Genomic DNA, 24588 nt, shown 5'->3' on the forward strand with positions numbered 1-24588 from the left:
ACAACGTCTTGGAAACTTTCCGGAACTTTGTAAAAATAGCAGGGATTAAGAACCCTAATGGACAGAACGCAATAATATTCCCCAAAATATTTCTGTAGGCAAAGTGTTCCCTCCGGTGTCATTTTTGCTTTCCATGCTTGCGAGACTTGGAGCGACATTGATCTTTTTCCTGTTTCCTAATACCAAAAACAATAAGGAAAGGTAAACATGGTATCCACCTTTCCTTATTTATTAAATAATCAAATACATTTTGTAAATTATCAGCTAACCCCACCAGTCGCACTGCAATAAAATTCTACAGTTATATTGTGATTTGAAGTAATGCCATTCAGGGTTAATTTTCCCCCAACAGTAATCTCATAAGTACGACCGCCATCGATTAGTCTCGGCACATACCCTGTTTGTGTCCAAGTTCCTTTTGATGCTTTCGAGGTGATAGAATTAATTCCAGCAAACACTTGTCTATTCGCATAAGGATTATATTCTGTTTCAAACGAACCCGTAATGCTTATCGTTACAGCCGTACCGTTAGCATCAATCGTTGCTGATTTCGTTTTTGAAACAGCTTGAACACCAAGGGATGGTCCTTCAGCGGGCACAGATTCAGTTATCGTTACAGTTGGATTTGCCCTCGCAATTGCTAATTTTCGAAATTCATCGGGTTCAACCCAATCTTCCTCAGAAAACTTATGCAAAGGTACAACTTCCAAATTTGCATTAGGATACTCCGCATTTACCTCTTTGACGATTTCAACATATTGCTTGTGATACGCTTCTTTTTGTTTTTGTGTCAATTCTGAAGAATAAGCGGATACCCCTCCGCCTGCCCCAAATACGAGTATTAATGCAAGTAGAGATGATACGAAGTTTGACACCTTACCAAACGATTTCATATTATCCCTCCTTTGTTAACACACTTCCAAATCATAGCGGAAATTGTAATATATTTCAAGTGCTTACAGAAAATTATTTGCATATTTCTATTCATGCACGCTGAAAGGTGTCTGTTGATGCCAGAAAGATATTGCCATTCGACTAGGGATTGCAAAGAATTTTGAGCAAATATGCATTCAAAGGGGTGCTTCCTGGTCCATTGCAGCTTCGTAACTGCTTGACATTCCTTTGAGGACTGTCTGTTTCGCTTCTTTTGCTCGATCTAATACGAATTATTGACATCCTCAATCCCCCAACTCCCGCGGAAATAACAAAAACCCTTGATTTCTCAAGGGTTCTGGCGTTCGTTGTATGGTGGAGCATAGCGGGTTCGAACCGCTGACCTCTACACTGCCAGTTCCGCTAAGTCTCCGTTTTTAACCCGTATGTATTTCCGATAGTCCAACCGGTAGTCCAGTACGCATGTTTACGATAGTCCGGGCGGTAGTCCTTACGCGAGGTCAAACGTCTCGTTCCGGTCTACCACCGATTATAGCGTACAGGAGCGCTATATATCAACTTTTCCCCGTTCTACATTGTTTTGGGAACTCCCGCCATCTTCGCCATCACCACGGCATGCTGCGCCTCCCCTACGCGTAACACGTTAAGCGCGTGGAACCTCGGCATCTTCACGTAATCCTCCACGGTAAACGGCGCAAGTTCCTCCGCCAGCTCCCGGAACGTCTTCTTGCTCGCGCGATACACGGTATAATGCGGCCCAGCACTCCGTATGATCTCCGCCAGGTCGCCCGGTATCTGCTCCCACGAGTGAAACATCCAAACGTAGCCCACGCGCCATTTCCGCGATTCGACCGCCGCCGTCTTCCACGTACGCGCCGACCGGAGGAACTGGTGTGGCTCGTCGAACACGACAAAGAACGGGAATTGGTCCGCTTCCTCACGCAGAACCATCGCGAGGTCAATCTTGACCGACAGGAGGTTCACGATGAGGTCGACCGCCTCTGCGCCAAGTGTCGCTTTTGGTACGTCGATGACAACCGCGCGCCGCCCGCTCATTAGCGCTACCATATCGAGCGACCGGTCGGATTCGAAACACTCCGCCAGATACTCGTCGCCCAGAATCGTATCAAGCCGGTTGTATATCGGCGCGAGAATTTGGGCGCGTTTCCCCTCCGTCATTCGCCCGTAATCTTCGAGCGTCGACCGGTGCATCCCCGGCCTCATCCGTTCGATACATGCGGCCCGGTACGCGTCGTCCTCGAATATACGCATGATCTCCGCCAGCCGCGCCGTCTGCATCGCCATGATCGCCGCACGAAGGTAACGGGCGGTTTGCGCGCCTGCCTCGTCGGTCGCCGTGTTAAAGAACGAGATAATCGCATTAGCCAGCCGGTTTCTTGCGCGAGGCGACCGGTTGATTTCGCAAAAATCGAGCGCGAACGGGGCCGTGCCGTCAATCCGTATCCGGGTAACGCGGTCACTCGGTAACGCGGCCGCCACCATATCGCCAATCTGTCCTTTCGCGGGATCAATCGCAAGGCCACCGAAACCATTTCGGACGGCCTCGACGAGAAGGTTCGCGCCGAACGTGGTCTTACCGCTGCCCATTCCGCCAATCACAACGCGCGGCAAGCACAATTCATCGTAGTTATCGGTCGGCATGTAGACGGGAGTCTCCGCGCCCTTGTGTTTGACGGTCCCGAACCGCAGGCCGCCCGCTGAGATTTCCGGCGGTACTCCCGTCTCAAGTTGCGCGATGTTCGCGATCCCATAACGTTCCTGCAACGGTCGCGTCGGCAACAGGAACAGGCGCGAAACTTCCGGAATGCTCATGTAATCGCGCGAAAGCCGGAGTCCGACCGTTCGCTCCCGCATTCTCCGCCATGTGCGGTCCGGGTCGGTCCCGTGCGCGACGAGATGGTTGTCGCCGTCCAGTTCGCGGAATGCCATCGTTACCATCCGCATGATTGCGCGCGCTCGCGTTACGTTATCGCACACGACGCCCACGCGTATGATGACGTCGTATGCGTCCCCTCGCGTCTTGTTGAGCGTTTCCGACCGGAGTTTGCCGTCGCGGAGAATGGCCGCGCGCTCTCCACCGTCAATGTTGATCGGCTCCGGTTCCTCGCCCGTCAGGAGTTCGGTTACAATCGAGATCGCGCCGAGCACCGTTTTTGTCGCGAGTTTGAGCGCCGTCCGTCCGGCCGTCCGTTTGTTCAGCGTGATTTTTTGCGGCATCTCGCCCGCCTTGAACCGTTCGTACGCTTGCGCCGCGCCTTCGTACCAATCTTTTTCGGCAGGGACCGCGAGCGTCTGCACGTATACCGCGTCACCTTCGTCAAGCGCGTTGATCGTTTCGAGGAGCGACGCCAGGAACGATATTTCACGCCGGTCTACGCGGATCGCGAACATATAGTGATAGTTCAATTCCAGCGTCGACGTTACTTCCGGACGCGCGGTAAACGGATCGGCTACCTCCGTAATCGTAACGTTCGGCCACGTTGATTCTATGGCCTTGCGCGCGAGCGACTCGTATTCCCGCAGGACGGTAACGGTGAATGACGTTCCTTCACGTTGCAGGACCGTCTCAAACGACACGAAGGGTGCGCGTTCAATGCGGCGTTTGCCGGATTTCCACCGTTCGAGTGGAGATTGGTAAACGCAGAGTGTTTGCGCGAACTGTTCGACGGCTTCGTTATTCAAGCGTGAGTCTGGCGTTATCCGCAGGTGGACGAACGGGGTTACCGCGCTACCATCGCCTTGCCCACGCCCACGAGTATCTGCATGATTGCCGGTGCAAACTGCATCCCCACGTAGCCCACCGCCGCCCACTTGAGCATCGACAGGCCCTTCGACCGCTGCCCGACCATTATCAGGAGAAACCCGCCGCATATCATCAGAAACGCGATCGGGTACGATACGCCCTGCGCCAATTGGATGATCGGGTCGAACGCGCCGATGATCTTGTCGGCAATCCCCGCCGCCTCCGCGTGATCCAATCGCAATACGTATGCCGCCGTCGTTCCCGCCAGGAGAGCGCTTAGTTTCCGTTTCTGCCGCGCAGTTAATGCGCTCCCCATCTCGTCGAAAAAATCGCGCCACGGTATCACCTCGGTCTTTTGTCGCCGAAATCTCGGCAGAGCTACCGAATAAAACACGGTATAACACTCCTCTCGTTTGGCGATACTACGCGTATCCATAACGTTAGGAGGTCGCGAAATGCCGTTTCTCGTCTACGCTGGATACGCACTTGTTGCAAGTGGAACCGGACTTCTCGCGCTGAAACTTATCGTTGATTTTACGCGATAGGCTACCGTTCTTTGGCGCAGCGACTGCAAAGATTTCCTGTTCCTATTCCGATCTCAACTCCGCATCGGGCGCAGTATAGAACAAACAGAATGATCATGTGACGCTCCCCTTTCGTTTTTAATCGTAAACCAACGTGTCACCTTCGACCCGACACCGCACTTTGAATCGCTCCTCGACGTTATGCTGTCGTTGCACGAACTCGACGATATTGACGTTGTTGACGCACAGCTTAACGAGATAGTGCGCGAACGTAGTCGGGTGCTTCCGGCACGCGTGCGCAAGGCGTTCGAGCTTCGCGTTCGTATCGTCGTCGGGCGATAGGTTAATGCGTTTTCGTTTCGGCACGCTAACCACCTCCTCGCGGTAACCATACGCGGTAACCGCGTTACCTATGCGTGTCCCGGAAATAAAAAACGGGCCCTGGCATTCCAGGGCCGTTATCTTTGCGGAGGCCGTACGATGGGCCAACGCTCGCTTGCGCCTACGCGCTACGCTAGAGCGTATGCGGGCGATCGCGAAAATATGTATGTCCGCGCGAAAAATTTCGTGTGGTAACGTGGTTACTTCGTTACGCTCACGACATCCTCTACGCGAATCCACACGGAATCCCAATCATTCACGAGCTTGAACATCCGCCTATTCGCGTCAATCTCCTTGACTACGCCCCATGCCGTTTCGTACACGCCGAGGCCGCGTTTGACCTCGCGAAACCACTTAACATTGATCGCGTAGTCGTATTGCGTGCTATCGTAGATGCGAAAACACATCTCGCCGAAATCGTCCTCGTCAACGGCCGGGCGCGGTTCGAGGTCGCGTTCCGCGTTGTGTTCGAGGAGTGCCGCCCTGTGTTCCGGTAAGATCATGCGCATGCTCCCGAATAGGTCGTTCATTTTCGTTCTTTTCAACGTTATCCCTCCGTATACCGAACGTTTGTTCTTATATTATGCGCGATGAGAGACGGATTATCAAGACAAAAAAAATAACGCCCCGGCAACGGAAGTGATCCGCTACCAGGGCGTTCGTTATTCGTTTTTCGCGCGGGCGGCATCGACGCTTGCTTCCGCAAACATGTAGACCGCACACGAGCCAATCGCGCCGATCAACGCGACAACCTTTGTAATAGTATCTGCGTCTGTTCCGAACAGGACGAGAGCGCTCGTTGCAACACCGGCAATCAGCGCCCAAAACTTACGAGAGCCGAGTTTCGCTTTCCAGTCGATCATTTCCGCGTCAACTCCTTCATGACGTAATCGATCGCGCGGTCAATCAGGACGGCGGCCTCCGCACGCGTTAACGGATCGGCCGGTTTCAGATGGCCTTGCCCGTCGCCTTTCAGCACGCCTTTCTCGTACAGAGAGTCCGCGTGATCCTTGCACCACTCCAGCTCTTTGGGAATGTCCTTGAAGTATTTACTCATCAGATAAACGACCTCCGCTCTTTTGGCTTCCGGGGGCTTAACGCTACCACCCGCCATTTCCTCCGCAACTTCTCGTTTGAACCGCGCCCACTCGGTCGGATTGTTCACGAACCAACGGTGACAGTCCTTCCAGCCGACGACTTCCTTGTGCAGCCACAAGTCGTTCGCGGTCAGCCCGTACCGTTTCAGCAGTTGGGCCGCCAGCTTCACGGTCGCGCGCCAAGTCTCCGCCGTCATCCGCCCGTCCCAATCCGTATGACAACATTCGATACCGATGGTGCAATCGTTAGGGTAACGGGACAGCCGCGTAAGGGCCGCGCTCGTATACGTGGTGCTTCCGACGTGGTACGCCATTTCCGTTTCCGGCAGGCATTGAACGATGGACCCGTCGAGGCACACGATATAGTGCGCGGACCCGTAACCGGATTTGCCGTCCTTCCTGCGTTCGAAGAAATTGCGGTTGTTGAGCGCGGTACTGCCCGGGTTCGCGACCCAATGGATAACGACACCTTTTACGCGCTTCAAACGGGTGCCGGGGCGAGAGTACGGGTTTGGCGTCAGGAAGTTAGATTGGACTCGTAGTTCCACGGTTGTCTTCCTCCTCTCTGCGCGGCTCATCGCTAGTCTGCGCTTGCTTCCGGAACTCCTGGACCGCGCGGACACCGTATACGCCGCCCGTAATCGTCATGAGAACCGGCGCGACCATATCGAGGAGCGTAATGTACATCGCGTCGATCGGCCGCCCCATCAAAACGAGGATCAGCCCGATCACAACGAAAACGAAAAAGACGGTCGTGGCCGCGAGTAATAGGTAATCCTTTTCGCTCAGACCGTCTTGATCGTTGAGGAACGTTTTCATCCCGTCACCTCGTCAGAAAATAGATGAGGATGGACCCGATAAAACTCGTGCCCATCCCGATAATGACGCCCCACTTACGCCGGTCGTCCGCTTTGATCTCGGCGATGTCGCGCGCGTTCTCTTGCGCAAGTGCAAGCGCCTCTCTCGACCGCTCGTTCGCGGCGTCGGCCGTTTTCTTGACGTCGGCCATTCCGTCAAGTTTCGTATCCAGCCGCACGAGCCATTCGCGAACGTCCGCCAACTGCGTGCGAATCTCTTTCATGTCGTCCATACACGTTATACCTCGTCAGCGCACGTCGGATCGGCCAGGTGCCCGGCGTCCAACTGAATCAAGACTTGGCGTACGTCGTTACGAATCAATTTCGGTACGTCGCAGATGGTTTTGTACCCCTTTACGATAAGCGTCGCGTAGATTACCGCCATTTCGCTTCCCCCTCCGAGTAGGAATCGCAATAGAAAAAGCGCCACCGCTCGCATTGGCTACGCCTCCGCGTCAAGTAGCGCCTGTACTTCCGCTCTATGCTTATCCGGCACGTCGTCCAACGTTTTGAGTCCGGCTTTGATTAATCGGTAGTAAATCGTTGCCACTACGTTGTACCTCCCGATTGAAGTGCGAGTAGTTCTTCGTAAACTTGCGTGAGCGCGAGCATCAGGTCGATATTTTCGCGCTCAAGCTGTTGGATACGTTCACGATCGGTCGGCGGTCGCTCGCCCGGATTCACGTCGACCAGCGGCCCGAACCATCCGTCAGGTCTGCGCGGTCGTAGTTTCGGCATCAACCGATCCCTCCCATGATCTTTTTAACTGCGGCGGTCGACGAAGTGTTTTCGCGCGTGAACGTCAGCCTTAACGCTACCTTCGCGCCCGGTTGCTCCACGGCCCCTACAAACTCGTCCTCGATGATTGTCCCGTCACCCAGCGGAACCGACGCGTTTTTCGTGAGCGTCACGTAGGTCTCCGGGTCCGCGCTACCGACGATAGAGGCCGCCGCGTCAACGTTCAGGTCGCCGTCCTCCCGCTGCACCCACGCGGCAATCTCGGCCGTGTTCCCGAGTGGCGGCGTGATCAGGTATCGGACGACTGCCGTTTTGACCGGCGCTAGGCTGCCCGCTTTATTCACCGTCAACGTCTTCGTTGTGCTCGCGCCTTTCGCGTCGGTCGCCGTGAATACGATCGAGTTCGCGCCGAATGCGAGCGCCGAAACCGGGATGCTGTACGAAAACGCGGTGCCGGACGCGACGCCGGACTTTAACGTAACGGGCGCGCCGCCGTTGACCGCCACCGTCAGCGATACGTTGTCATTTTCGGGGTCCGTTACCGTGCCCGCGAACGTCAACGCCTCAAATTCGGACACGTCCGTTTGGTTCGCGTTGTACGGATCGAGGTTGATCGTCGGTGGCCGGTTGAGAATGACGGTGAACGAACGAGTGATTGCCGTGGACGTTCCGCCTTGGTCATCAACGGCGTATACTGAGACGGTGTACGTCGTGTTTTCCGCGAGTGGGCCGGACACGTCCGTTTCGCCATCGTAGAGGCGGCCGTTCGTGAACGTCAGCGTTTTGCTGAACGGGATCGGCGTGGAGCCGTCCGAGATGGCGGACGTGATGTTGCGGGCGGTGCCGCCGTTGATCGCGTACTTGACGGTGACCGCGTTGCCATTGTCGGGGTCGGACGCGGAACCGGCGAGTGTGTACGTGGAACCTTCGGATAATGTCTGATTGTTTGCAGGGCTGGTCAGAGTCACAGATGGGGCAGCGTTCAGAACCTCAAGGACGGGGCGCCACCCGATGTGGTTGTAGCGAGACGTGGCACCGTAGTGGTCCCAGTTGCGAGCCGAATAGTAGCCGCGAAGAGCGCGGCCGGCGCTGTTGCCTGTATAGACTTCCTGCGCCCACGAATACATGTAAAACCAGTTCCAGTATTGATTGTGGGCGCTGTTGAAGTCTGTTGAGTTTTGCGTACTATCGAGATCGGATGCAACCGGGGACGGCAGACCGCTAAAGCCACCCTCATTGACAATAATACGATCCCATTCGTTTGTTGTTGGACTCCCGCCAGAATATGCATCTGTACCGCTGCGATAGCTAGAACCTCCGGTGAGCAATCGCAATTTATACTGCTGCCCATCAATTGTGATTGTTTTCCCAGTGACTAAGCCTTGTGCGTTGAGATCATCCCACGATACATAGGCGAGTAAAACGCGATCGGATATCAGGAGTTTCTTTGATCCGTCGTTTACTTCTCTCCATTGGATTTTATATGCATCGTTAGCGTCCGTATCTCTGATCTCAATCGTTTGACCAGCAGAAAAACTCGGGATGTCGCCAGCGCTTGGTGCTCCCGGTGGTGTTGTGTCACTACGCCACGGCTTTGTTGGTCTGGCCTTTTTTGTGCCAGCTAAGTAAAACGTACCAAGTTTTATCAGATCACCGTTCGCCATTCTCTCACTCCTTTCCTATCGTAAATGGCCGTTATCCGAAGGTTTCCACGTTCTGGAATCGTGCATCCTCACGCCTCCGCAATCGCAATATCACTCGTACCCCACGTCGGAAACACCATCCGAGCGTTCGCGGCATCCGTCACGGCCGTCGTACGCGCAACGGTCGCCTTCGCCTTATACGCGTGCGTGAGCGTCGTCACCGTTAACTGTCCGGCCGCCACAGCCGTAATCCGTACGTTCTCCGCGTTCACATCGTCGTAAATCGTAACCTCCTCGCCAACCGCAAAAACGGCGCTATCCCCGACAGGAACCGTTGTTGCCCCGGCCGCCAGCGCCGCCGTCGTATAGGTCGCAGCGTCCGCAAGTACCGCTGTTACACGGCCGCCTTTGCCGTCGAGGATGTCGTAGAAAATCCCAGCGTTATCGGGATACCGGAAGTTGATTTCGTCCGCAATCGACCAGCCAACGTCAAGGCGCGCGATAAGTAGCCGCAGGTCCTCGATTTGTCCGTACAGGTCTTCGGCGGTCGCGTCGATAATATCGAAGTTCTCGACTATCTCGGCGCGTGAAACCCGGTCCGTCCCGACCCACCGGTGAAGGCCGAGCGTGTTCGTTTGTCCGCTACTCACGGCATATGCACCTCCAATTCGTCCCACGTAAATGCTTCCGCCTCGTCCCAGGTCATCGCGTCAAATTCGTCCCACACGAACCACGAGAATTCAAGCGCGATGTCCAGGTGAGCCGGTATGAGTTCGCGTAGTTCCTTCCGTACGTCCTCCGCGTTGATCGGCACACCCCGTTTGCCGACGAGTTTGACCACGACTCGCGCCCCGGTAAAGTCCTCGGTAACCTGCGTCGCCGCCCCGTACAGGGTATCCGCAAGCCCCCGCACGACCTCAACCGTGACCGTTCCGAACCCTTGCAGGCGGGACTTGACGATGGCGCGCCGGACGTCCAGCGGTTTAGATTCGTCCGTTTTGATCCCGCAAATGGCCTCCCATCGCGCGAGGCCCCACGTTGCGGTGTCGACGAAAAACTGCGCTAACGTATCGGCGACCGCCGCGTTGTTCATCTTTTCTTTCGCGACGTCCATCGCGGATACTTTCGTCATCTCCGCTTGGAAGTCCCGTACGCCTTCCGATCCCTCGTTAAACAAGATGGTAGCCGCGCGAATCGCGTCCGAACCGAACATGGTCTCGAGCGCCAGCATACGCTGTTGATCCGTGAGGCCCCCGAGCGACTTCCGCAGTAGGCCCGCGATTTCCTCGAGGCTTTTCAGCTTACCATTCGCGTCGAAAAACGCGTTCGCCCCTGACTCCGTCATCAGTCCGAGCTTTTTAAACAGGGCGATCTGCTCTTTCGTCGTTGGCTGCAAGTTCGACAGCATCGTTTTCAGCGACGTACCGGCGTCCGACCCTTTCAACCCGTTATTCGCGAACAGACCGAGCGCGGTGTTCGTGTCTTTGAACGACATGCCGACGCCAGCCGCGACCGCCGACACCATCGCGAGCGAGTAGCGAAGCTCCTGCACGCCCGTCGCGGAGGCGTTCGCTGTTCCCGCGAGAATGTTCGACGCCTGTTCCGCCGACAATGCATCGCGTTTGTACGCGTTTAGGGCCGTCGACATGATCTCGGCCGCGTCCGCAAGCCCGAGACCGCCCGCCGTCGCGAGGTTTAACGCGCTTTCGAGACCACCCGCCTGCACCTGTGCCGGAGTAAGACCGGACTTCAACAGCTCCTCGATACCTTGCGCGGCTTCGAGCGCGCTGTACTTCGTTTGTGCGCCCATGTCCAGCGCCAGCTTCGACATCTGCTCCATCTCCGCGCTGCTTGCGCCGGTTAGCGCCTTAATGCTGGACAGTTGCGCCTCGAAATCCATCGCCTTGCCGACCGAAGCGACCGCTGCCGTGGTAGCAGCAGCCCCAACCGCAATACCGCCGAGTGCCTTGCCGAGTAAACCAAACGAATTTGCTAAGCCCTTGTTTTCTGCCGCGAACCGCCCGTTTTCATCACGCAGCCGACCGTTAGCGTCACGGTACACGTTCGTAGATCTCGTAACCCGTTTAATAGCGCTGTTTGTCTGCTCGATGCTCGCGGTGGCTCTGCGGAGAGGAGACGACATGTTGTCGATCAAGCGTAATCTTGCGATAAGATCGTAGGCCATGCGCTACCTCCTCCCCATCTTTTGTCGCTCTTTTTCTTCGTTCTCAAGCTCTAACAACATGCTGGCATACATGAACGCCTTTGCTCCTGGGGGAGCGTTATATACTTCATGTGGCGGAAGACCGTGGCGCTGAAAGATCGCATGAAGCAGCAACGCCTCGCCCCCGCCCTTTATTAGTTTTTTGCCTTCGCGACAAGGTCGGCCAAGTCGAAGCCAGAGATGCCCAAGATTTCGTTAACCAGCTTGACTTTTTCACCGGGTAACAGCGCTTTCTTGATGACTGTTAGAGGATCGTCCGTCTGAAACTTAGCCAGCAGTTCGGGGTTAGACCAGTCGATATAAGGGGTGCCCTCCTTGATGAACAAGAGTGACTGCTTTTCCTCGTCGACTTTCTTTCCAAAAGTCGTTCGCTCCGAAATCCTCTTGATGTCATTGTCATCCAAGGCGCGAACCCTTACCGTACCGAGACCCTCGATCTCGATGTCCTTTTCGGGCTTTGTGTCCCGATCAAGCAGGACTTTCAACAAATCGTCCATCTATATCATCCTCCGGAAAGGTTGGTTTCGTATGAAAGTCAAAAGGCGGCCGAAGCCGCCATCTTACTGAGCCGTGATCGCGTCGAGCCATTCCACTCCGTCGTATACGAAGGGCCACTCTTCCTCGACAAGACTCCCGTGCTCAAACTTCATGATGTTCACTTTCGTAAACTGAACGCCTTTCAAACGTACGCGCTCATATCCGTAGGCTTCCGGATCATCGAGCTTCATGACCAGTTCGCAGACAAACGCGCCCTTGCGATCGTCAAAGACTTGCCCGACCTCCTGCGCGAGTTCGGAAGTGACCTTGTAACCGCTGATTGTCCCGGAGTACTCGACTCCCACGACCTTATTCCCGTCTGCGCGCTTACCGGATCGTTTGACCTTTTCATACTGGAGGTCGGCCGTTGCCTCACCCGAGTAGAAGTTGCTCAACCAACGCCCGTCCTTCCAGATTTCTCCGAACTTACCGTTAATCGAACGCGTCGAGTCCAAAGCAGGCATCTATTCACTCACCGTCCTTAAACGTTGATCGTCAAGAAAATGCGCTCAATGCTGTCAACGTGCGCGAACGAAATCAGCAGGAACACCGAATCGCCCACGGACTCGTTTTCGGGGTCAAGCATGACCGCCGGGTCCATCAGCACGTTGTTCGCCTCCAGCCGCTCGAGGTACGCCTTAATGGCGGAGATGAGCGCCGCCTGACCGTCCGGGTTGTTGTCGATTTTGCCGATGTAGGCGTCGGCCGCCGTCATCGTGATATCCGTTGCGATCGCTTGACGCGCGCGAATCACGCGGATTTTCTTGCCGGACGTTACGAGGCCCGTTACGACCTTGACCTTTTCGCCGTCGTGGATGAGCACGAGCGATCCGGCCTCCAACGCTTCCCTTACCTGCGTCGTCGTCAAGCGTTTGTTCACGTCTTCAAGCGCCACCTGTGCGTACGTGATCGACCGGTTGATCGCTGTACCTGCGATAAGTCCCGCCAGGTAAGGCGCGTACTCTGCGGACGTGTACGTTTTGCCGCTCAACGTGCCACCAACGATCAAGTTCACGATGTAGTCGTGTTTCAAGCGTGTAGAACGTGCGTTACCAAGCGCAGGGTCCGCGTCTTCTTCCGCCGTACCTCCGGCAACGAACATAAAGTGCTTGCCCTCCGTATGGTTCCGCTCGACCCACGCTTTTGTCAGGTCTTGTTCGGTCGCATCCGCCTCTTGGTCGAAGACAAACACGTTGAACTGGCGCGAATCGAAGGCATCGCGCATGTCTGCGTAATCCTCCGGTTGAGGATCGGTAGGCATCGTGTAGACAAGGATGTCTCTCGCGCCGCCCATAAGGGCAAGACGAATGGACGCGATGTTGTCCGCACCAAACAGGTCTTGCGCTTCCTTCTCCTTGCTTACCCTGTAAAATTGCTTTGCTGTCGCGTTTGCTCCGTACTTGAGCAACGGAATCGCAACAGTCCCTCGCGCACCGCCCCGGATGGCAGCAGCCGCCGCCTCTTGGAAGTTGATGTAGAGGCCCGGTTCGATCGGCAATGCGGTCGGGTCCCAGGTTCCAGCAGCCATCGTATCACTCCCCTCAAAAGTAAAAGGCCGGGCTTTCACCCGACCGGAATCCGCAGCTCATATCGCGGATAAACGTGCATGATCTTGTCGTATTGCTCTTGCGTCCGTGCCTCGCGAACCTCCGTCTGTAGCACGCCAACACACGCCCACAGACCGCTCTCCGTCCGGAACGTCGCGCCAAATGCGAACGGCCCGCAACGGATATACCGGAGCGAGCCGTTTATCGGTATTAGCGTTGTCCCATCGTTAACCTTGCGCGTGATTGCGTCCATCTTCGTCAGACACGCGGGCGAGTCCACACCATACGCGACGATCTGATACGTACGCTCAACACGGTAATGGTAGCCCGTCTCCGACGTCGTATCCGTGTTTTGGACGCGGACGACGAGCGTGTCTTTCGTTGGCTCCGTTGGGACTTCGTATTTGACGGATGCGCCCGGTACGGCGGACGCGACGAAGGAGGCGACGGAGGTCAATTCGTTTAGTAGCACCATAATCGGTCACCTCGCGCTAGAATCCGTGTTTCTTAACTTCGCGTTCGACCTCCGCCTCGATCTCGCGCATCCACTTGTCCGCGTGCTGTTTGGCGGGCTCGTCGAGGAACTTCGCGACGGTGCCGGGCGTGGTTGGATTCTTGATCTCGCCTTTGATCTCGTGTAGGTAGTACGCGTAGTTGAACCGCCCTTTGCCGGAATCCTCGATAGCGACCGCGCTGATTTCGCCGGTCAGGTCCAGACCTTCGCCGTCAATCCGCGTATCAATGCCGCGCCGGAGTGTGCCGTGTTCCATCGGCGCGACATCCGTAGCCTCCCGACGCCAATCGTCGAGCGCATCGTGGAGTCCCCGTTTGGCCCCACGCGCTATCGCCTCGGTCGCACCGTTTAGGTCGCGGATAAACTTCGATAGATCAAGTTCGAACTCGCGCGCCATTATACGTTCACCACCGTCAGGATCGGCTTACCGCTCAGCCCCCGTTTGATCTCGATTGATATGGGCGTATAGGTTCGCACCGTTCCCGTTTCGTCGGTGAACGTAATAGTGTCCGTCAGTCCGAGCACTTGGCCCGTTGCGGGATCGACCGGTATCTTATCGAAGTAGATTTGCGCGACCGATACGATCTCTTGCGCGGTGACGCCGTGGACGCCGCCTGCGCCGCTGGCCGACCGGACCAACTTCGTGCCCTCTTGAATGCGGCAACGCAATTGGTACGGCGTGCCCGGAATCGGACGATCCCATTCGTCGGTGCCGCCGGACGCTGGCGTGATCGTAACGGTGTTCTTTAACGGAATTAACGCCATGCCGCAACACCCCGCGTCATAGGACGGTCCACCCCACGCGCCGTTTCGCCGGTTTCGGTAGGTCTGGGTTCTCCTCCGCAATCAGGTCGAGTGCCGTCTGCGGGATCAAGTCGACGAGATCGCGCGCGGCCTCACGGAAGGTGAACGAGGCGACGCCGGACAGCGAGAACGACTGGACGCCACGCTGCGCCTGGACCATCGTGTCGTTGAACGCGGTCGCGAACGCCGCTGCGGTCTCGTAGACCGCTTCGTCCGGTATCACGTAGGTAGGGTACTTGACGGAGAGCGTACGAAAGGCGACGTTTAGTATCCGTTGTTTTTTCGCATCGTCCGCGTCCGTCCAATCCTCGTTATCTACGACCCACTCCGCGATATAAGCGTCCGCGTCCGTTACATTCACCGCCATTCGCGGTCACCTCCGTTTGGCGTTATTTGCCGGAGGATTTGCGCTTAGGGGCGGGTTCCTCCGTTTTCGGCTTCTCTTCGGTTGTGTCGATGCGCTCTACGTCTTTCAATTTTTCGAGTGCCGCGATAACCTGCTCGTCGTTGGTCGAGAAGCTGCCGCTTGAAAAAGCGTACAGCTTCCCGTCGACGTAAAAGGTCAATTCGCGGTATTTGGACTTAAATACCGCCATTACTTGCACCCCTTAATGCGAGCATGTGCAGCTTCTTGACGGAACTCGATCGTGTATTCCCCGACGATCATTCCTTGCAAGTAGTCGCCTTTCTTGCCGAGGTATTCATGACCAAATTCACGTCCCTGCAAAGGACGAATCGAGATGCGGTTTTTGTCCAGAATCAGGACCTCATCGGCAGCGAGGTTATCGTTGATGGACACCGGGAACTCACCAAAGTCAGTTACCAGGGTATTGACGACGGTACCCCGCTCGCGGACTTCTTGGGGGATTTGTACCAAGTTCTTGTCAAATTTACCAATCACGCGTTTTTGTTTTGCGGGAACAACGATTTCATACATACCGCCAGTCTGGAAACCGCCCACGGAGTAAATTTTTTGCAGAGAGTCGTTGAGGACGTCCATGGTCAGATCAGCCCCGCCCAGGTCGGTGACATTCGTTTTGATCATGTTGCGGATACCGTCCATTTGACGTGTGGTCCCGTTCTCGTAACGGATACCATTGATCAACGCCTTTTCGAGTTGCAGAACCAGTTCCAATTGTTTTTTGGCCTTCTCGTACTCGTACAGGTCGTCAATGCCGTAGTTTGCTACTGCGGCTGCCGTTCCGGAAATCTCAACGGTATCGTCAAAAATCTGCGTGATGTTAGACTTACGGACACGCGCTTTGTAACGGGCAGCGCGCGCGTCAGCACCCTCGTTGCCTTCGACGAATTGAACCTCAATTTTCGCATCTACGGCGATATCAGCGGCCGCCGTGCCTGCGTAACCACGCATAACGCTCAACGCTTTACCTACCGTGTCAACTCCGGTTACGAGCATCAGCTCATCGCCAGCTTTTACAACGTGACCCACGCGGAAAGGCTCAACGTCCGCGACTTTAACGGTCGTATCGCCTGCCGTCGCTGCTTCGGTTACCTTACTTTCGTCCGCGAACATAGAATCCTCGAACCAGATATGTTCGACAGCGTTAATGGGCTGACCGAAGCCCACCATGGAAATCATAGGAGTTTGATACGGGTTCAAGAGCATAATTTGGTCCACTACAGACTCGCGTTTACCAATCAGTTCGCCGGAAAGAATTTTGGACATCTTTTACATCCTCCTAGTTTTAAGAATTAAAATAGACGCCTCGATGAATTCGGGCGTCGTAATTAAAATCCAAGTTCTCGTTTTAGTTTCGAGTAGGCCGCCACGTCTTCGATCCTACCGGACTTCTTGGCCTTCTCCTCAGCTTCTTTCAATAACTGTTCTGCGGTCTTTTGTACTGTTTCGTTCGGGTTGGGATTCGAGGGATTACCAATGGTTTTCGGTTCCTTTTTCGCTTGCGCAAGCAGGAATGGTTTATGTTGAACCAACGCCTCGACCGCCTCTTTGACGCCTTTAACGCCACCTTCATCGACCGTTACCATGGATAGGTCTGCGAGTTTCAGAGCGTCGTCAATGTAGGCGATGTTGTGCGCGGTTGCAACCTTGATAAACTCGTTGACGATCTTCTCGCGTTTGATGGATTCGCGAAGCTCCGCCAACTGTTGTTCGAGCGTTTGCTTCTCGGACGCTGCCTTTTCGTAGTCCGCCTTGTACCGCTCAATCTCCGTCATTTCCGCGCGCTGCCGCTCTTCGCGCTCTTTTTCGTATTCCGCAAGTTTCGCTTTCAGTTCGTCGTAGTCCGCGAACTTCTCGTACTTTTTCCGTTCGCGTTCCAGTCGCTTCGCGACGATCTCATCAAGCTCCGCCTGAGTGAACGTCTTTTCCGGCTGCTTGTCGTCTGCGTCCGGCTTATCGCCGGTTTCCGGTTCTTCCGCGAAGAATTGCAGATTCATCGGAAACAGCGCCTTGATTGCGTTTGCCTTGAACATCGAATACCTCCACGTTTAAGGTCCGCGTAGACCATAGATTTCCGACCGTTTAACGTCAGCTCGTAGGACAAGAAAAAGACGCCTTAATCGGCGTCCGGCGGTTTTCTTGCGGGAATTACCAAATGTTTGCAATTGGGATGAAAGATGTCGCGTCGCCCACGTAAATCTTCGATGTACGGATAGTTGCCGGGAGCGTCAGGCGTTAACTTCACGGTTTTTCCTTCCCAGTTACGGCATGCGTCGGTCGCTCCGTGCCGCGAAATCACTCCGTAGTATGCCCCGCGCTGCACCGCCTCGTTCGTCGTCGCCTCCATGTGTGCATACATCATCTTCGTACGTGTCACCAGATCGACGTAAACATCCGGTCTCCACCGCCGTCCCGCCGCGTCGATGATTCCGGTGTTTACGGAGTCACCGAGCCTCTTTCGCAGGCCATCGAGAATATCGCGGCTAATCGTACGTCGACCGTTAACTCCACGCGCCATGTTCGCGCGCATGGAATCGGCGGTCACCTGGCGGACGGCGGCGCGGACCTTCCGCTCGACGTTTTGGGTTACCGCGAGCAAGTCCGCCTGCATATCCGCAATTACTGCGTCAACCATCGCCTTGTTCATGCGGTTGAACTTCGCGATCTTCCGCGCCTCCTCGATTGTATCCGCGACACCTAGCGCGAAGATGGCGGCCGCCACACCGTCCGTTGCCGCTTTTGGAACGTTCGCCGCAACCCAGGCCGCCGACTCTTCGTTCAACGACGCAAGGATGCGGGCGACCTCCGCGAGTGCCGCTTGCGCCTGGGCGCGCGATAAGTCCGTTAGGTCCAATCGTTCGAGTTCGCGGAGGATGTCCGAGATGGCGCGTTTATAGGCGGAGACAAGACGGGTGATTTCGTATTCGTAATTGGGCTCCGGTGGTTGGCGGAAGACTGCCATTACGCAGCCACCTCGGACTCTCTTTGGCGTAACTCATTAAGCAATTCCGTGAATTCATCAATGTAGTGTGAGAGCCCGTTGGACCGAAGCTCCTCGTAATAACTACTGATATGGCGCATCTCCATCTTAGCCACATCGTGACCGATGTCATCTCCCCGTAAGTAGACGACAACTAGATGTTCACAATACGGCGTATATTTTTCAATAGTGCCCGAAGTAAAGACAGTCCAAGAGGACAGCTTAATTTCGATAAAAGTGTTGGTCGCTTCATCGTAAAAGTCCGGCATGATTGTGCCGTTGGCTAACCTCTTCTGGTACAGGTAACCCCTTCCGAGGTCTGCGAACATCCTTGCTACGACACGCTCAAATTTTTTTCCCATGAAAGAGTCGTATTTTAACTCGCACACATGGTCTCTTATATCCTCACCGATCGCTCGCAGAGCATTTTCGTAGCTCCCGAAGCACCTAGCTGCTACTTGTGGAGCGCTTGGAAAAACAGTTAACACGTTTGTAATGTTCAACGGCATACCTTTATCCCGCATTTCTCTGAGAACTCGGAGGAGGTCTTCGCCTGACCACTCACGAACTTGTCGTTTGATCACCGATACGTCAATACCGATGTCAGCGCACAGATTTTCGTAAGTTCCGTAGTGTTTACGTATCGCGTGATCCAAACTTCTATAATACTTAGACAATGATTGAATGGAAGTTACGCGGTCGTCCTTTAAGGCGGCTAAGAATGATTCCTGTATTTTTTCTTTCGTCCAATACGTAAGGGGTTGAACGCTTTGCGGATCAATACCACAAGCTAACAGAGCGTTGCTGTGATTTCCAAAGTATTTTTCAATGGCACCTCTTAGCGGACCATCCTCACGTTTTATTTCGGAGCAAGTGATCCCTTTTCCGTTGTGAAGCCTCTCAAGGATCGCTTCGATTACTCGTTCTCTCGACCATTTCGAGGGTTTCCCTGCCATCCGGTCACCTCACAATGACAAAACAAAAACCGCAAGTATAATTACCTGCGGCTTGCTTAGTCTGTATTGAAAATCGAGCTGTCTACAAATCCGTTAGCCTTTTTCTCGTCATCTTCGATTCTACGCATGATCTCTAGCGCTTTTTCATCGTCGACTTCATCCATACGTTTGATTGCGCTCTGGACGTCCAAAGTAGGTTTTCCATTCAAGCGAATTGCCATAATTTCTGCTTCTTCTTTGAGGTCCTTAGGTATGCCATCGCGCCAAGCGATTGTCGGATAGACCGGTTCGTACGGCTCGAAGCCGTCCACGCCTTCGTTGGCGTAGTTTTCGAGCGCCATAGCCGTCCACAACGCGTCACGGAACGCGCGGTCGACGTGTACGCGAATCCGCTTGATCTTCGAGAGGATCGGCATGAACCGCGCCTTAATCGCGACGCCATCGGTGTGTGACGTGCCCGTTCCGCCCTTGTCTTCGGAAAGTGTCGTGCCAAACAACCATTGCGGCGTTTCGCTCATCTGGAACACGAGGCCGAGCAGGATGTCGAGTTCTTTGAACGCGCCGTCTAGCTGCGAGTCCCACGTCATATATCCGGGTGTAACGTCGTTTTTATCGACCGGGATGTAGCGCCCGCTGAACCTCGTTTCCGCCTCGCCCAAGTCCGGACCATACGCGGTCGGATCGCTATGCTTCCAGAGGATATAATCAATCTGCACTAACCGGTCGTTAATCGCGGCCAACACGCTTTCCAATTTCTCAATACCGCTGATGCCCTGCCAATCGTCGTCAACCGTCTTGTACGGCACGTGAAAAACGGGAATCCACGTCAGGCCCGTCTCGACCAAATCGGAATCTCGACCGGTCGGCACGCGCTCCAGAATCGTGAACGTCTGAATCGGCGCGTCGTACGTTGTGTCAACGCCCTTGGGCGCGAGCTTGAACCGGTCGTACATGATGAAGCCCGGCACGTGGCGCTCGACGTTCAAATACGGGATTTCTTCGCCGTCTTTGTCCACCACCCACTCGACCCACGCGATGTTTACGGCCTTAAACCGTTTACGGGAGCCGCGCGACAGTTCCGGGAACACGTACGCGGGGTCGACCGCCTCGATGATCGGTTCGGGTTGCGCGGTGATCAACGGGTTGCCGTCGTCGTCCGTCGGGACTTCGGATAAGTCCTGGCGAACGGCGTAGTACGTCTTGATCCACGCGTCGCCCCGGATGCCCGCGCCAATGACGAGTTCGTGACCGAGTTGGTTTAGGTCGTTCTCCTCGACGATCGAGTTCAGGCGCTGCTGTTGCGGGGAACTATCGGGTAGGCCGGACTCGTAGATCGGGGATTCACCGAACATTAGGTCAGCTACTTTGGTTACTAAGACATCAATGACGTTGACCGCGATGTACAGTTTCTCCAGTTGCGGAGCGTGCGGTGTGTCTTTTAGAATTTCCGAGGCGCGCTCGAGGACTTCCGCCTGCTTGCCGTCGAAAATCTTGCGGCCGCGGTAATACTTGGCGAGCCGCTCGATGGTGTTGGCTGGCGGGTATTGCGCGCCGGTATCGAATAGTTTACCGATGGTTTACGCCTCCCTTCCGTTAAAGCCACGAGGGCTTGTCGATTACTCGTCTTTTACCTTCCTTCGCAATACGCACGGCCATTTCGAGGGCGTCCGGAAGGTCATCGTGAGAGTTGCTCCCGTACCGCTCGAATTGTTCGAGGAGCAGCGCGTGTCTCCGTGAGAACTGAATGGTCCCGTTCTCGATGTCCGGGAGTAGTGCCTCAATACGCAGTTCCTTTCGTTGTCGTTGTTTAATCTCTTTTACCCGCGTATACGACGGATATCCCTTCGCGCGGAGGGCCTCTTTCAGCTTGTGAACAAAGAACTCTTGCGCCGCCTGCGATTCGGCCGCGATAGCAGTCGGTTGGAATCGCATAACCTTCTCAACAATCACTTTGAGGAACTCATCGGGATGAACCCGCTCTCCCCACGCGTCGATCACGTAAATGGTGCCGCTCTTCTTATGGCGTGCCACCACGACAATTGCCGAGTAGTCTCCGCGCGTTTTCCCCATCGCGAAGTCCACGCCCATGAAAACATCGTACTCATCCGAGGAGAACTCACGCCGAGGGTCCGTCGCGTCCCAGTACGTGAATCGCTCCGGAACGAACACTTGGTTTTCCTCGTCCAACGGAGTGTTTTGATACTCGGTGTTGAATGCTTTGGAACCGTTATCCCATTTCCACTTCATCAGCGTCCATAACGGTTGAACGGCGGGCCACAACACGACAGCACCGCGATCCATCTCGTCCTTGTTGGCGAGGTAGAATGCTTCCGCATCCTCAGCACGGTTCGGGTTTTCGCGATCCGTATAGATCAACCGACACTGTTCCCACAAGTCCCCTCGCTCTGGCGGCTCGATTAACGCCTTAAACAAACGGGATTTAAAGTCGGAGCGCTGTTCGATGATGTAGCGCAAAAGTGACTCTGAATGGATCATAGTACCCATCACGACAAACGCCGTCTTCTTGCCGGTCGGGTCGCCGAGGGGCATTACAACCTGCGTGAACCAGTCGCGCATTTCTTTCCGGAGTTCCGCTGTGTTGGTGTTCTTTTTACCCTCCAAGTCATCGCAGATGATGAGGTCCGGGCGTTGACCATTCCAGTTCCGACCCCGGAGTGCTTGGCCGGTAGATGCCGCCTCGACGCGCGTTAGTAGATGTTGCACGCCCCCTTCTCGCGGTTCCCACGTAATGAATTCGGAGGAGTTATCCTTCGGGTTCTCTTGTTGTTTCGGGGACAACAAAGGCCCGAAATCCGCCCTGAGCTTTGAATTGCTCTTTAACTGGATTCCGAGCCACTCCATGTTCGCGGTAGACACTTGCGGCGTCTCCGAAATGATGATGATGTATTTTCGCTTACGATACACGATCTCATGTAACGGAAAAGCCTTCGACAGATACGAAGACTTCGCGTGCGAACGAGGGGCCGCCCACGCAATTTTTGCGTTGAACTCTCGGGTGGACACCGTGTTCATGATCTCGCACAGTTCGTGGTGGAACGCCGGAGCCTCCGAGATCGGTACCGGTATCCAGTTACCGGAGTTTCCGGGGTTGTATACTTCACCAAAGTATTCGTGCGCGAAGTAAAGGAGATCGACCTCCGCGCGGTGAATACGTTCAAGCCGTTTAATCTCCGCTAACCAAGAGCGAAGCTGCACGGCTTCGTCCGCTGTTATCGTGTCCGCCTCGAGCTTCTTCCGGAGCTTGGCGGTGCCTTCACGCAGGACTTCGATTAGTTCCTGGCGCGCCGGACGGTCAAGCCAGCGCCCGTTTACCCACGCCACGCCTGCCGCCTCCCTCCGCCTTGTGACCGAATTTCAGCGATTTACAACGAAACACATACAACTTACCGTTAGGCAGCGTATGCTTCCGTTTGTACTCATCCTCAGCGTCAATGAGCGTTTTATCCAGAATCGGGTTTTCGAGGTAACCGATGAACTCGCCTTGCAAATAATACTCTCCGCGATACAACGGGTTATTGAAAATGCGATGCAAGGTCGCGTTGCTCCACTCGCCGTTCGTTTTCGTGGGAATCGCCATCTCGCGAAGAATCTCCGTGATCTGCGGCCACGTCAGATTGTCGACGTACCGCCATTTATACATCAGGCGGATAATCTGCGCCTCTTCTTCGTTAATGACCATCTCGCCAAAACGGTCGATGTCGTATCCGTACGGAACTTTTCCCGCGCCCCATTTACCGGGCCGTGCCGCTTTTAATCGCCCTTCTTTAACGGCCTTGCCGTGTGATTCGCGGATGTTTATTCCGTGTACCTTACCGTGACACTCGCCGCAGAGCGTAGCTAAATTCGTGAGTACGTTGCGACCTCCGAAGGCTAACGGCACGATATGGTGGACGTGCAAGTCGTCCTCTCTGCCGCAGTTCTGACAGCTTTTCGGCAGATGTTCGAGGAATTGTTCGCGTAGTCGCTCGAACTCTTCCCGTGTGTTCTCGATACTCAACCGCATCTCTCCCGTTCTCTGTTTATCCCGTCAGTAGGTAAATCAGGCGGCCCATAGCGCGACGGGAGAACGCTGTAACTTGCGGTCGCGAATCGCAAGCTGAGCCGCCTCTAGCGCACAGAAATCGAAAACACAAAAAGACCACCGTTAGGCGTTCGGTGGCCTTGCATCTGCTTTCGATTTACTTTATTGCGGTAAAGTCAAAGTTATTTTTCGATACGCGGATTTGTCCGGGGCCTGACGACGGGCCTTCGGTGGGGTGCCTTGGGGGTTTTCGGCTCAACGAAAAAGAGCGCCCTACCTGGACGCCCTCTTTGCGCGAAGTAACGTAGACTTCGAGATACCCGTCATCTCCTCGACTTCACGATACGAGTGACTACCGAGAAGCCCCAGCGCGTGCTCTACTTGCTTGCGCGTGTACTTCGGTGGCCGCCCTTCGCGAAAGTCCGGTCGCTGCTTCGCGATTTCCTTCCCTTCCTGCGTACGTTCAACGATCAAATCACGCTCGAACTCCGCGAACGCGCTCAATACGTTGAAAATCAGGCGGCCTGACGGTGTATTCTCGACAACTCCGATATTAAGGACGTGAACCTTTACGCCACGCTCGAATAGGTCGCGGATCGTCTGTATCGCCTCTAGCGTGGACCGCGCGAACCTGTCCAGTTTCGTGACGACTAGCGTATCGCCCGCCTTCAATTCCGCGAGCAACCGCTGGAACTCCGGCCGATCCGTTCTCGTTCCGGTGAATTTTTCCGAGTATATGACGTCGCAACCTTCCGCCTTTAGCGCGTCGATCTGCGCCTGCAAGTCCTGTCCGACCGTTGACACTCGCGCGTACCCGTACCGCATCCGTAAATCGCCTCCACTTTTGACGCTAAGTTTTGACACCGCGTTATACCTTGATCTTAGCGGACTCGTAGTACGGCGTCAATACTTAAAAGTTTTGGCGCTAATTCGGTGGTCGGCCGAAAATTTTCAGAGGGGTCGCGCGTCAGAGGCGTGCAGCGGACGAAATCGACCGCGCATGAAGCGGTGCGCAACCGTCCCCTCGCGTCCCTACATTATAGCGAGTTATTCCGCGTCCATTTCAGCGACCATTCGTTTCAACTCGTCAAGGTCCGGAACATCTGCGCTAGCCTTCGTTTCCACCTCGACCTTATCCGTAAGCAGCCCGACTTGCTGATACAGCAGTTTCGCTGCGGCCGCATTCCTCTCGTCAATAGCCGCGTCAAACATCGCCTTATTCACGGCCGGAATCATATCGCGGACATTCCGCCTCATTTGCGCGATCAGCTCGCGCTCGAACGTCTCGTCGTTCTTCCAGTTGTAAATCGTACGCTCTGATACGCCGCACTCTTTCGCGATCTCTGCGATTGTCTTTCCGCCATTGTGCGGTTGCGCGAGGTATCCGATTGCGATGTACTGTTCGGGTGATAAGCGTTTAGCCATCGTTAAGTGACGCCTCCTTTCGTGAAATAGAAAAGCGCGGAACCGGTGCGGCGCCGCGCGGTGGCTATCTGTATACTTCTTCGAATATGCTTTCAAAAGACTACGCGAGAGAATACATCAGTGTGCATGTACCCTTCTCCGCGCTAATCTTTACCCATATGCTAAATCTTTTAAATAAAGACTGACGGCGCGAAGGAGGATACGTAGTATCCGACTAAGCGCTATCTTTTTATTAGATAT

32 protein-coding genes are annotated in these 24588 nt (G+C 54.9%); all 32 read right to left on the reverse strand.

The annotated features are described in order from the left end of the window. Positions 1 to 260: 260 nt before the first annotated feature. A complete protein-coding gene (locus KDN35_RS15880) occupies positions 261 to 893 on the reverse strand; it encodes a hypothetical protein (protein WP_171566694.1) in 633 nt (210 codons plus the stop codon). A gap of 571 nt (positions 894 to 1464) precedes the next feature. Continuing rightward, positions 1465 to 3597: an ATP-binding protein gene (locus KDN35_RS15885; RefSeq protein WP_249179150.1), complete on the reverse strand. Its 2133-nt coding sequence runs from the start codon at positions 3595 to 3597 to the stop codon at positions 1465 to 1467. 38 nt (positions 3598 to 3635) lie between these two features. Further along, on the reverse strand, positions 3636 to 4094 hold the full coding sequence (locus KDN35_RS15890; RefSeq protein WP_212133211.1) for a hypothetical protein: 459 nt from the start codon (positions 4092 to 4094) through the stop codon (positions 3636 to 3638). Between the two features lie 226 nt (positions 4095 to 4320). After that, on the reverse strand, positions 4321 to 4548 hold the full coding sequence (locus KDN35_RS15895; protein WP_044899732.1) for a hypothetical protein: 228 nt from the start codon (positions 4546 to 4548) through the stop codon (positions 4321 to 4323). Between the two features lie 215 nt (positions 4549 to 4763). After that, complete coding sequence (locus tag KDN35_RS15900; protein WP_249179151.1) at positions 4764 to 5072, reverse strand: YolD-like family protein; 309 nt, start codon at positions 5070 to 5072, stop codon at positions 4764 to 4766. Between the two features lie 153 nt (positions 5073 to 5225). Further along, positions 5226 to 5426, reverse strand: coding sequence for a phage holin family protein (locus KDN35_RS15905; protein WP_029100232.1), 201 nt, complete (start codon positions 5424 to 5426; stop codon positions 5226 to 5228). Next, positions 5423 to 6208: an N-acetylmuramoyl-L-alanine amidase gene (locus KDN35_RS15910; RefSeq protein WP_349290992.1), complete on the reverse strand. Its 786-nt coding sequence runs from the start codon at positions 6206 to 6208 to the stop codon at positions 5423 to 5425. Before KDN35_RS15910 ends, KDN35_RS15905 begins: the two co-directional genes overlap by 4 nt. Next, complete coding sequence (locus KDN35_RS15915; RefSeq protein ID WP_212133213.1) at positions 6186 to 6479, reverse strand: hypothetical protein; 294 nt, start codon at positions 6477 to 6479, stop codon at positions 6186 to 6188. Before KDN35_RS15915 ends, KDN35_RS15910 begins: the two co-directional genes overlap by 23 nt. Positions 6480 to 6483: 4 nt before the next feature. Beyond that, positions 6484 to 6750 (reverse strand): hemolysin XhlA family protein, encoded by a 267-nt coding sequence (locus tag KDN35_RS15920; RefSeq protein WP_238550995.1) that lies wholly within the window; start codon positions 6748 to 6750, stop codon positions 6484 to 6486. A gap of 5 nt (positions 6751 to 6755) precedes the next feature. Beyond that, a complete protein-coding gene (locus KDN35_RS15925) occupies positions 6756 to 6902 on the reverse strand; it encodes a CD1375 family protein (protein WP_212133214.1) in 147 nt (48 codons plus the stop codon). Positions 6903 to 6959: 57 nt separating this feature from the next. Continuing rightward, a complete protein-coding gene (locus tag KDN35_RS20135; protein ID WP_349290993.1) occupies positions 6960 to 7067 on the reverse strand; it encodes a CD1375 family protein in 108 nt (35 codons plus the stop codon). Continuing rightward, positions 7067 to 7255 (reverse strand): hypothetical protein, encoded by a 189-nt coding sequence (locus tag KDN35_RS15930; RefSeq protein ID WP_212133215.1) that lies wholly within the window; start codon positions 7253 to 7255, stop codon positions 7067 to 7069. The genes KDN35_RS20135 and KDN35_RS15930 overlap by 1 nt, the downstream gene beginning before the upstream one ends. Further along, positions 7255 to 8919, reverse strand: a complete 1665-nt coding sequence (locus KDN35_RS15935; RefSeq protein WP_212133216.1) for an Ig-like domain-containing protein — start codon at positions 8917 to 8919, stop codon at positions 7255 to 7257. The genes KDN35_RS15930 and KDN35_RS15935 overlap by 1 nt, the downstream gene beginning before the upstream one ends. A gap of 68 nt (positions 8920 to 8987) precedes the next feature. Then, entirely contained in the window at positions 8988 to 9548 is a 561-nt protein-coding gene (locus KDN35_RS15940; RefSeq protein ID WP_212133217.1) for a hypothetical protein, read from the reverse strand. Then, a complete protein-coding gene (locus KDN35_RS15945) occupies positions 9545 to 11083 on the reverse strand; it encodes a phage tail tape measure protein (protein ID WP_212133218.1) in 1539 nt (512 codons plus the stop codon). Before KDN35_RS15945 ends, KDN35_RS15940 begins: the two co-directional genes overlap by 4 nt. A 173-nt stretch (positions 11084 to 11256) precedes the next feature. Further along, a complete protein-coding gene (locus tag KDN35_RS15950; protein WP_212133219.1) occupies positions 11257 to 11619 on the reverse strand; it encodes a phage tail assembly chaperone in 363 nt (120 codons plus the stop codon). 63 nt (positions 11620 to 11682) lie between these two features. Beyond that, positions 11683 to 12123 carry a phage tail tube protein gene (locus KDN35_RS15955; RefSeq protein ID WP_065068384.1) on the reverse strand — a complete coding sequence of 147 codons (441 nt, stop codon included), beginning with the start codon at positions 12121 to 12123 and terminating at the stop codon, positions 11683 to 11685. Between the two features lie 17 nt (positions 12124 to 12140). Further along, positions 12141 to 13187 (reverse strand): phage tail sheath subtilisin-like domain-containing protein, encoded by a 1047-nt coding sequence (locus KDN35_RS15960; protein ID WP_212133220.1) that lies wholly within the window; start codon positions 13185 to 13187, stop codon positions 12141 to 12143. 35 nt (positions 13188 to 13222) lie between these two features. Further along, complete coding sequence (locus KDN35_RS15965) at positions 13223 to 13681, reverse strand: hypothetical protein (RefSeq protein WP_212133221.1); 459 nt, start codon at positions 13679 to 13681, stop codon at positions 13223 to 13225. Between the two features lie 16 nt (positions 13682 to 13697). Further along, positions 13698 to 14117, reverse strand: a complete 420-nt coding sequence (locus KDN35_RS15970; protein ID WP_212133222.1) for an HK97 gp10 family phage protein — start codon at positions 14115 to 14117, stop codon at positions 13698 to 13700. Further along, a complete protein-coding gene (locus tag KDN35_RS15975) occupies positions 14117 to 14485 on the reverse strand; it encodes a hypothetical protein (RefSeq protein WP_212133223.1) in 369 nt (122 codons plus the stop codon). Before KDN35_RS15975 ends, KDN35_RS15970 begins: the two co-directional genes overlap by 1 nt. 16 nt (positions 14486 to 14501) lie before the next feature. Beyond that, on the reverse strand, positions 14502 to 14891 hold the full coding sequence (locus KDN35_RS15980; RefSeq protein WP_212133224.1) for a hypothetical protein: 390 nt from the start codon (positions 14889 to 14891) through the stop codon (positions 14502 to 14504). Between the two features lie 22 nt (positions 14892 to 14913). Then, a complete protein-coding gene (locus KDN35_RS15985) occupies positions 14914 to 15120 on the reverse strand; it encodes a hypothetical protein (RefSeq protein ID WP_212133225.1) in 207 nt (68 codons plus the stop codon). Then, the gene (locus tag KDN35_RS15990; protein ID WP_212133226.1) at positions 15120 to 16211 is read right to left on the reverse strand and encodes an SU10 major capsid protein; all 1092 of its coding nucleotides are present in this window, start codon (positions 16209 to 16211) and stop codon (positions 15120 to 15122) included. The genes KDN35_RS15985 and KDN35_RS15990 overlap by 1 nt, the downstream gene beginning before the upstream one ends. Positions 16212 to 16273: 62 nt before the next feature. Further along, complete coding sequence (locus KDN35_RS15995) at positions 16274 to 16978, reverse strand: phage scaffolding protein (protein ID WP_212133227.1); 705 nt, start codon at positions 16976 to 16978, stop codon at positions 16274 to 16276. Between the two features lie 83 nt (positions 16979 to 17061). Further along, positions 17062 to 17907 (reverse strand): phage minor capsid protein, encoded by an 846-nt coding sequence (locus KDN35_RS16000; RefSeq protein WP_212133228.1) that lies wholly within the window; start codon positions 17905 to 17907, stop codon positions 17062 to 17064. Continuing rightward, a complete protein-coding gene (locus KDN35_RS16005) occupies positions 17907 to 18881 on the reverse strand; it encodes a hypothetical protein (RefSeq protein WP_212133229.1) in 975 nt (324 codons plus the stop codon). The genes KDN35_RS16000 and KDN35_RS16005 overlap by 1 nt, the downstream gene beginning before the upstream one ends. A 56-nt stretch (positions 18882 to 18937) precedes the next feature. Then, positions 18938 to 20233: a phage portal protein gene (locus tag KDN35_RS16010; protein WP_481752779.1), complete on the reverse strand. Its 1296-nt coding sequence runs from the start codon at positions 20231 to 20233 to the stop codon at positions 18938 to 18940. 241 nt (positions 20234 to 20474) lie between these two features. Beyond that, positions 20475 to 21914, reverse strand: a complete 1440-nt coding sequence (terL, locus tag KDN35_RS16015; RefSeq protein ID WP_212133283.1) for a phage terminase large subunit — start codon at positions 21912 to 21914, stop codon at positions 20475 to 20477. A 280-nt stretch (positions 21915 to 22194) separates the two neighbouring features. Next, positions 22195 to 22899 carry an HNH endonuclease gene (locus KDN35_RS16020; protein WP_212133230.1) on the reverse strand — a complete coding sequence of 235 codons (705 nt, stop codon included), beginning with the start codon at positions 22897 to 22899 and terminating at the stop codon, positions 22195 to 22197. Positions 22900 to 23196: 297 nt separating this feature from the next. Further along, positions 23197 to 23748, reverse strand: a complete 552-nt coding sequence (locus KDN35_RS16025) for a recombinase family protein (RefSeq protein WP_212133231.1) — start codon at positions 23746 to 23748, stop codon at positions 23197 to 23199. A 222-nt stretch (positions 23749 to 23970) separates the two neighbouring features. Beyond that, positions 23971 to 24348 (reverse strand): phBC6A51 family helix-turn-helix protein, encoded by a 378-nt coding sequence (locus tag KDN35_RS16030; protein WP_212133232.1) that lies wholly within the window; start codon positions 24346 to 24348, stop codon positions 23971 to 23973. Positions 24349 to 24588 lie beyond the last annotated feature (240 nt).

Origin of the sequence: Brevibacillus sp. NL20B1 (assembly GCF_018195675.1) — a bacterium.
Taxonomy (GTDB): domain Bacteria; phylum Bacillota; class Bacilli; order Brevibacillales; family Brevibacillaceae; genus Brevibacillus; species Brevibacillus aydinogluensis.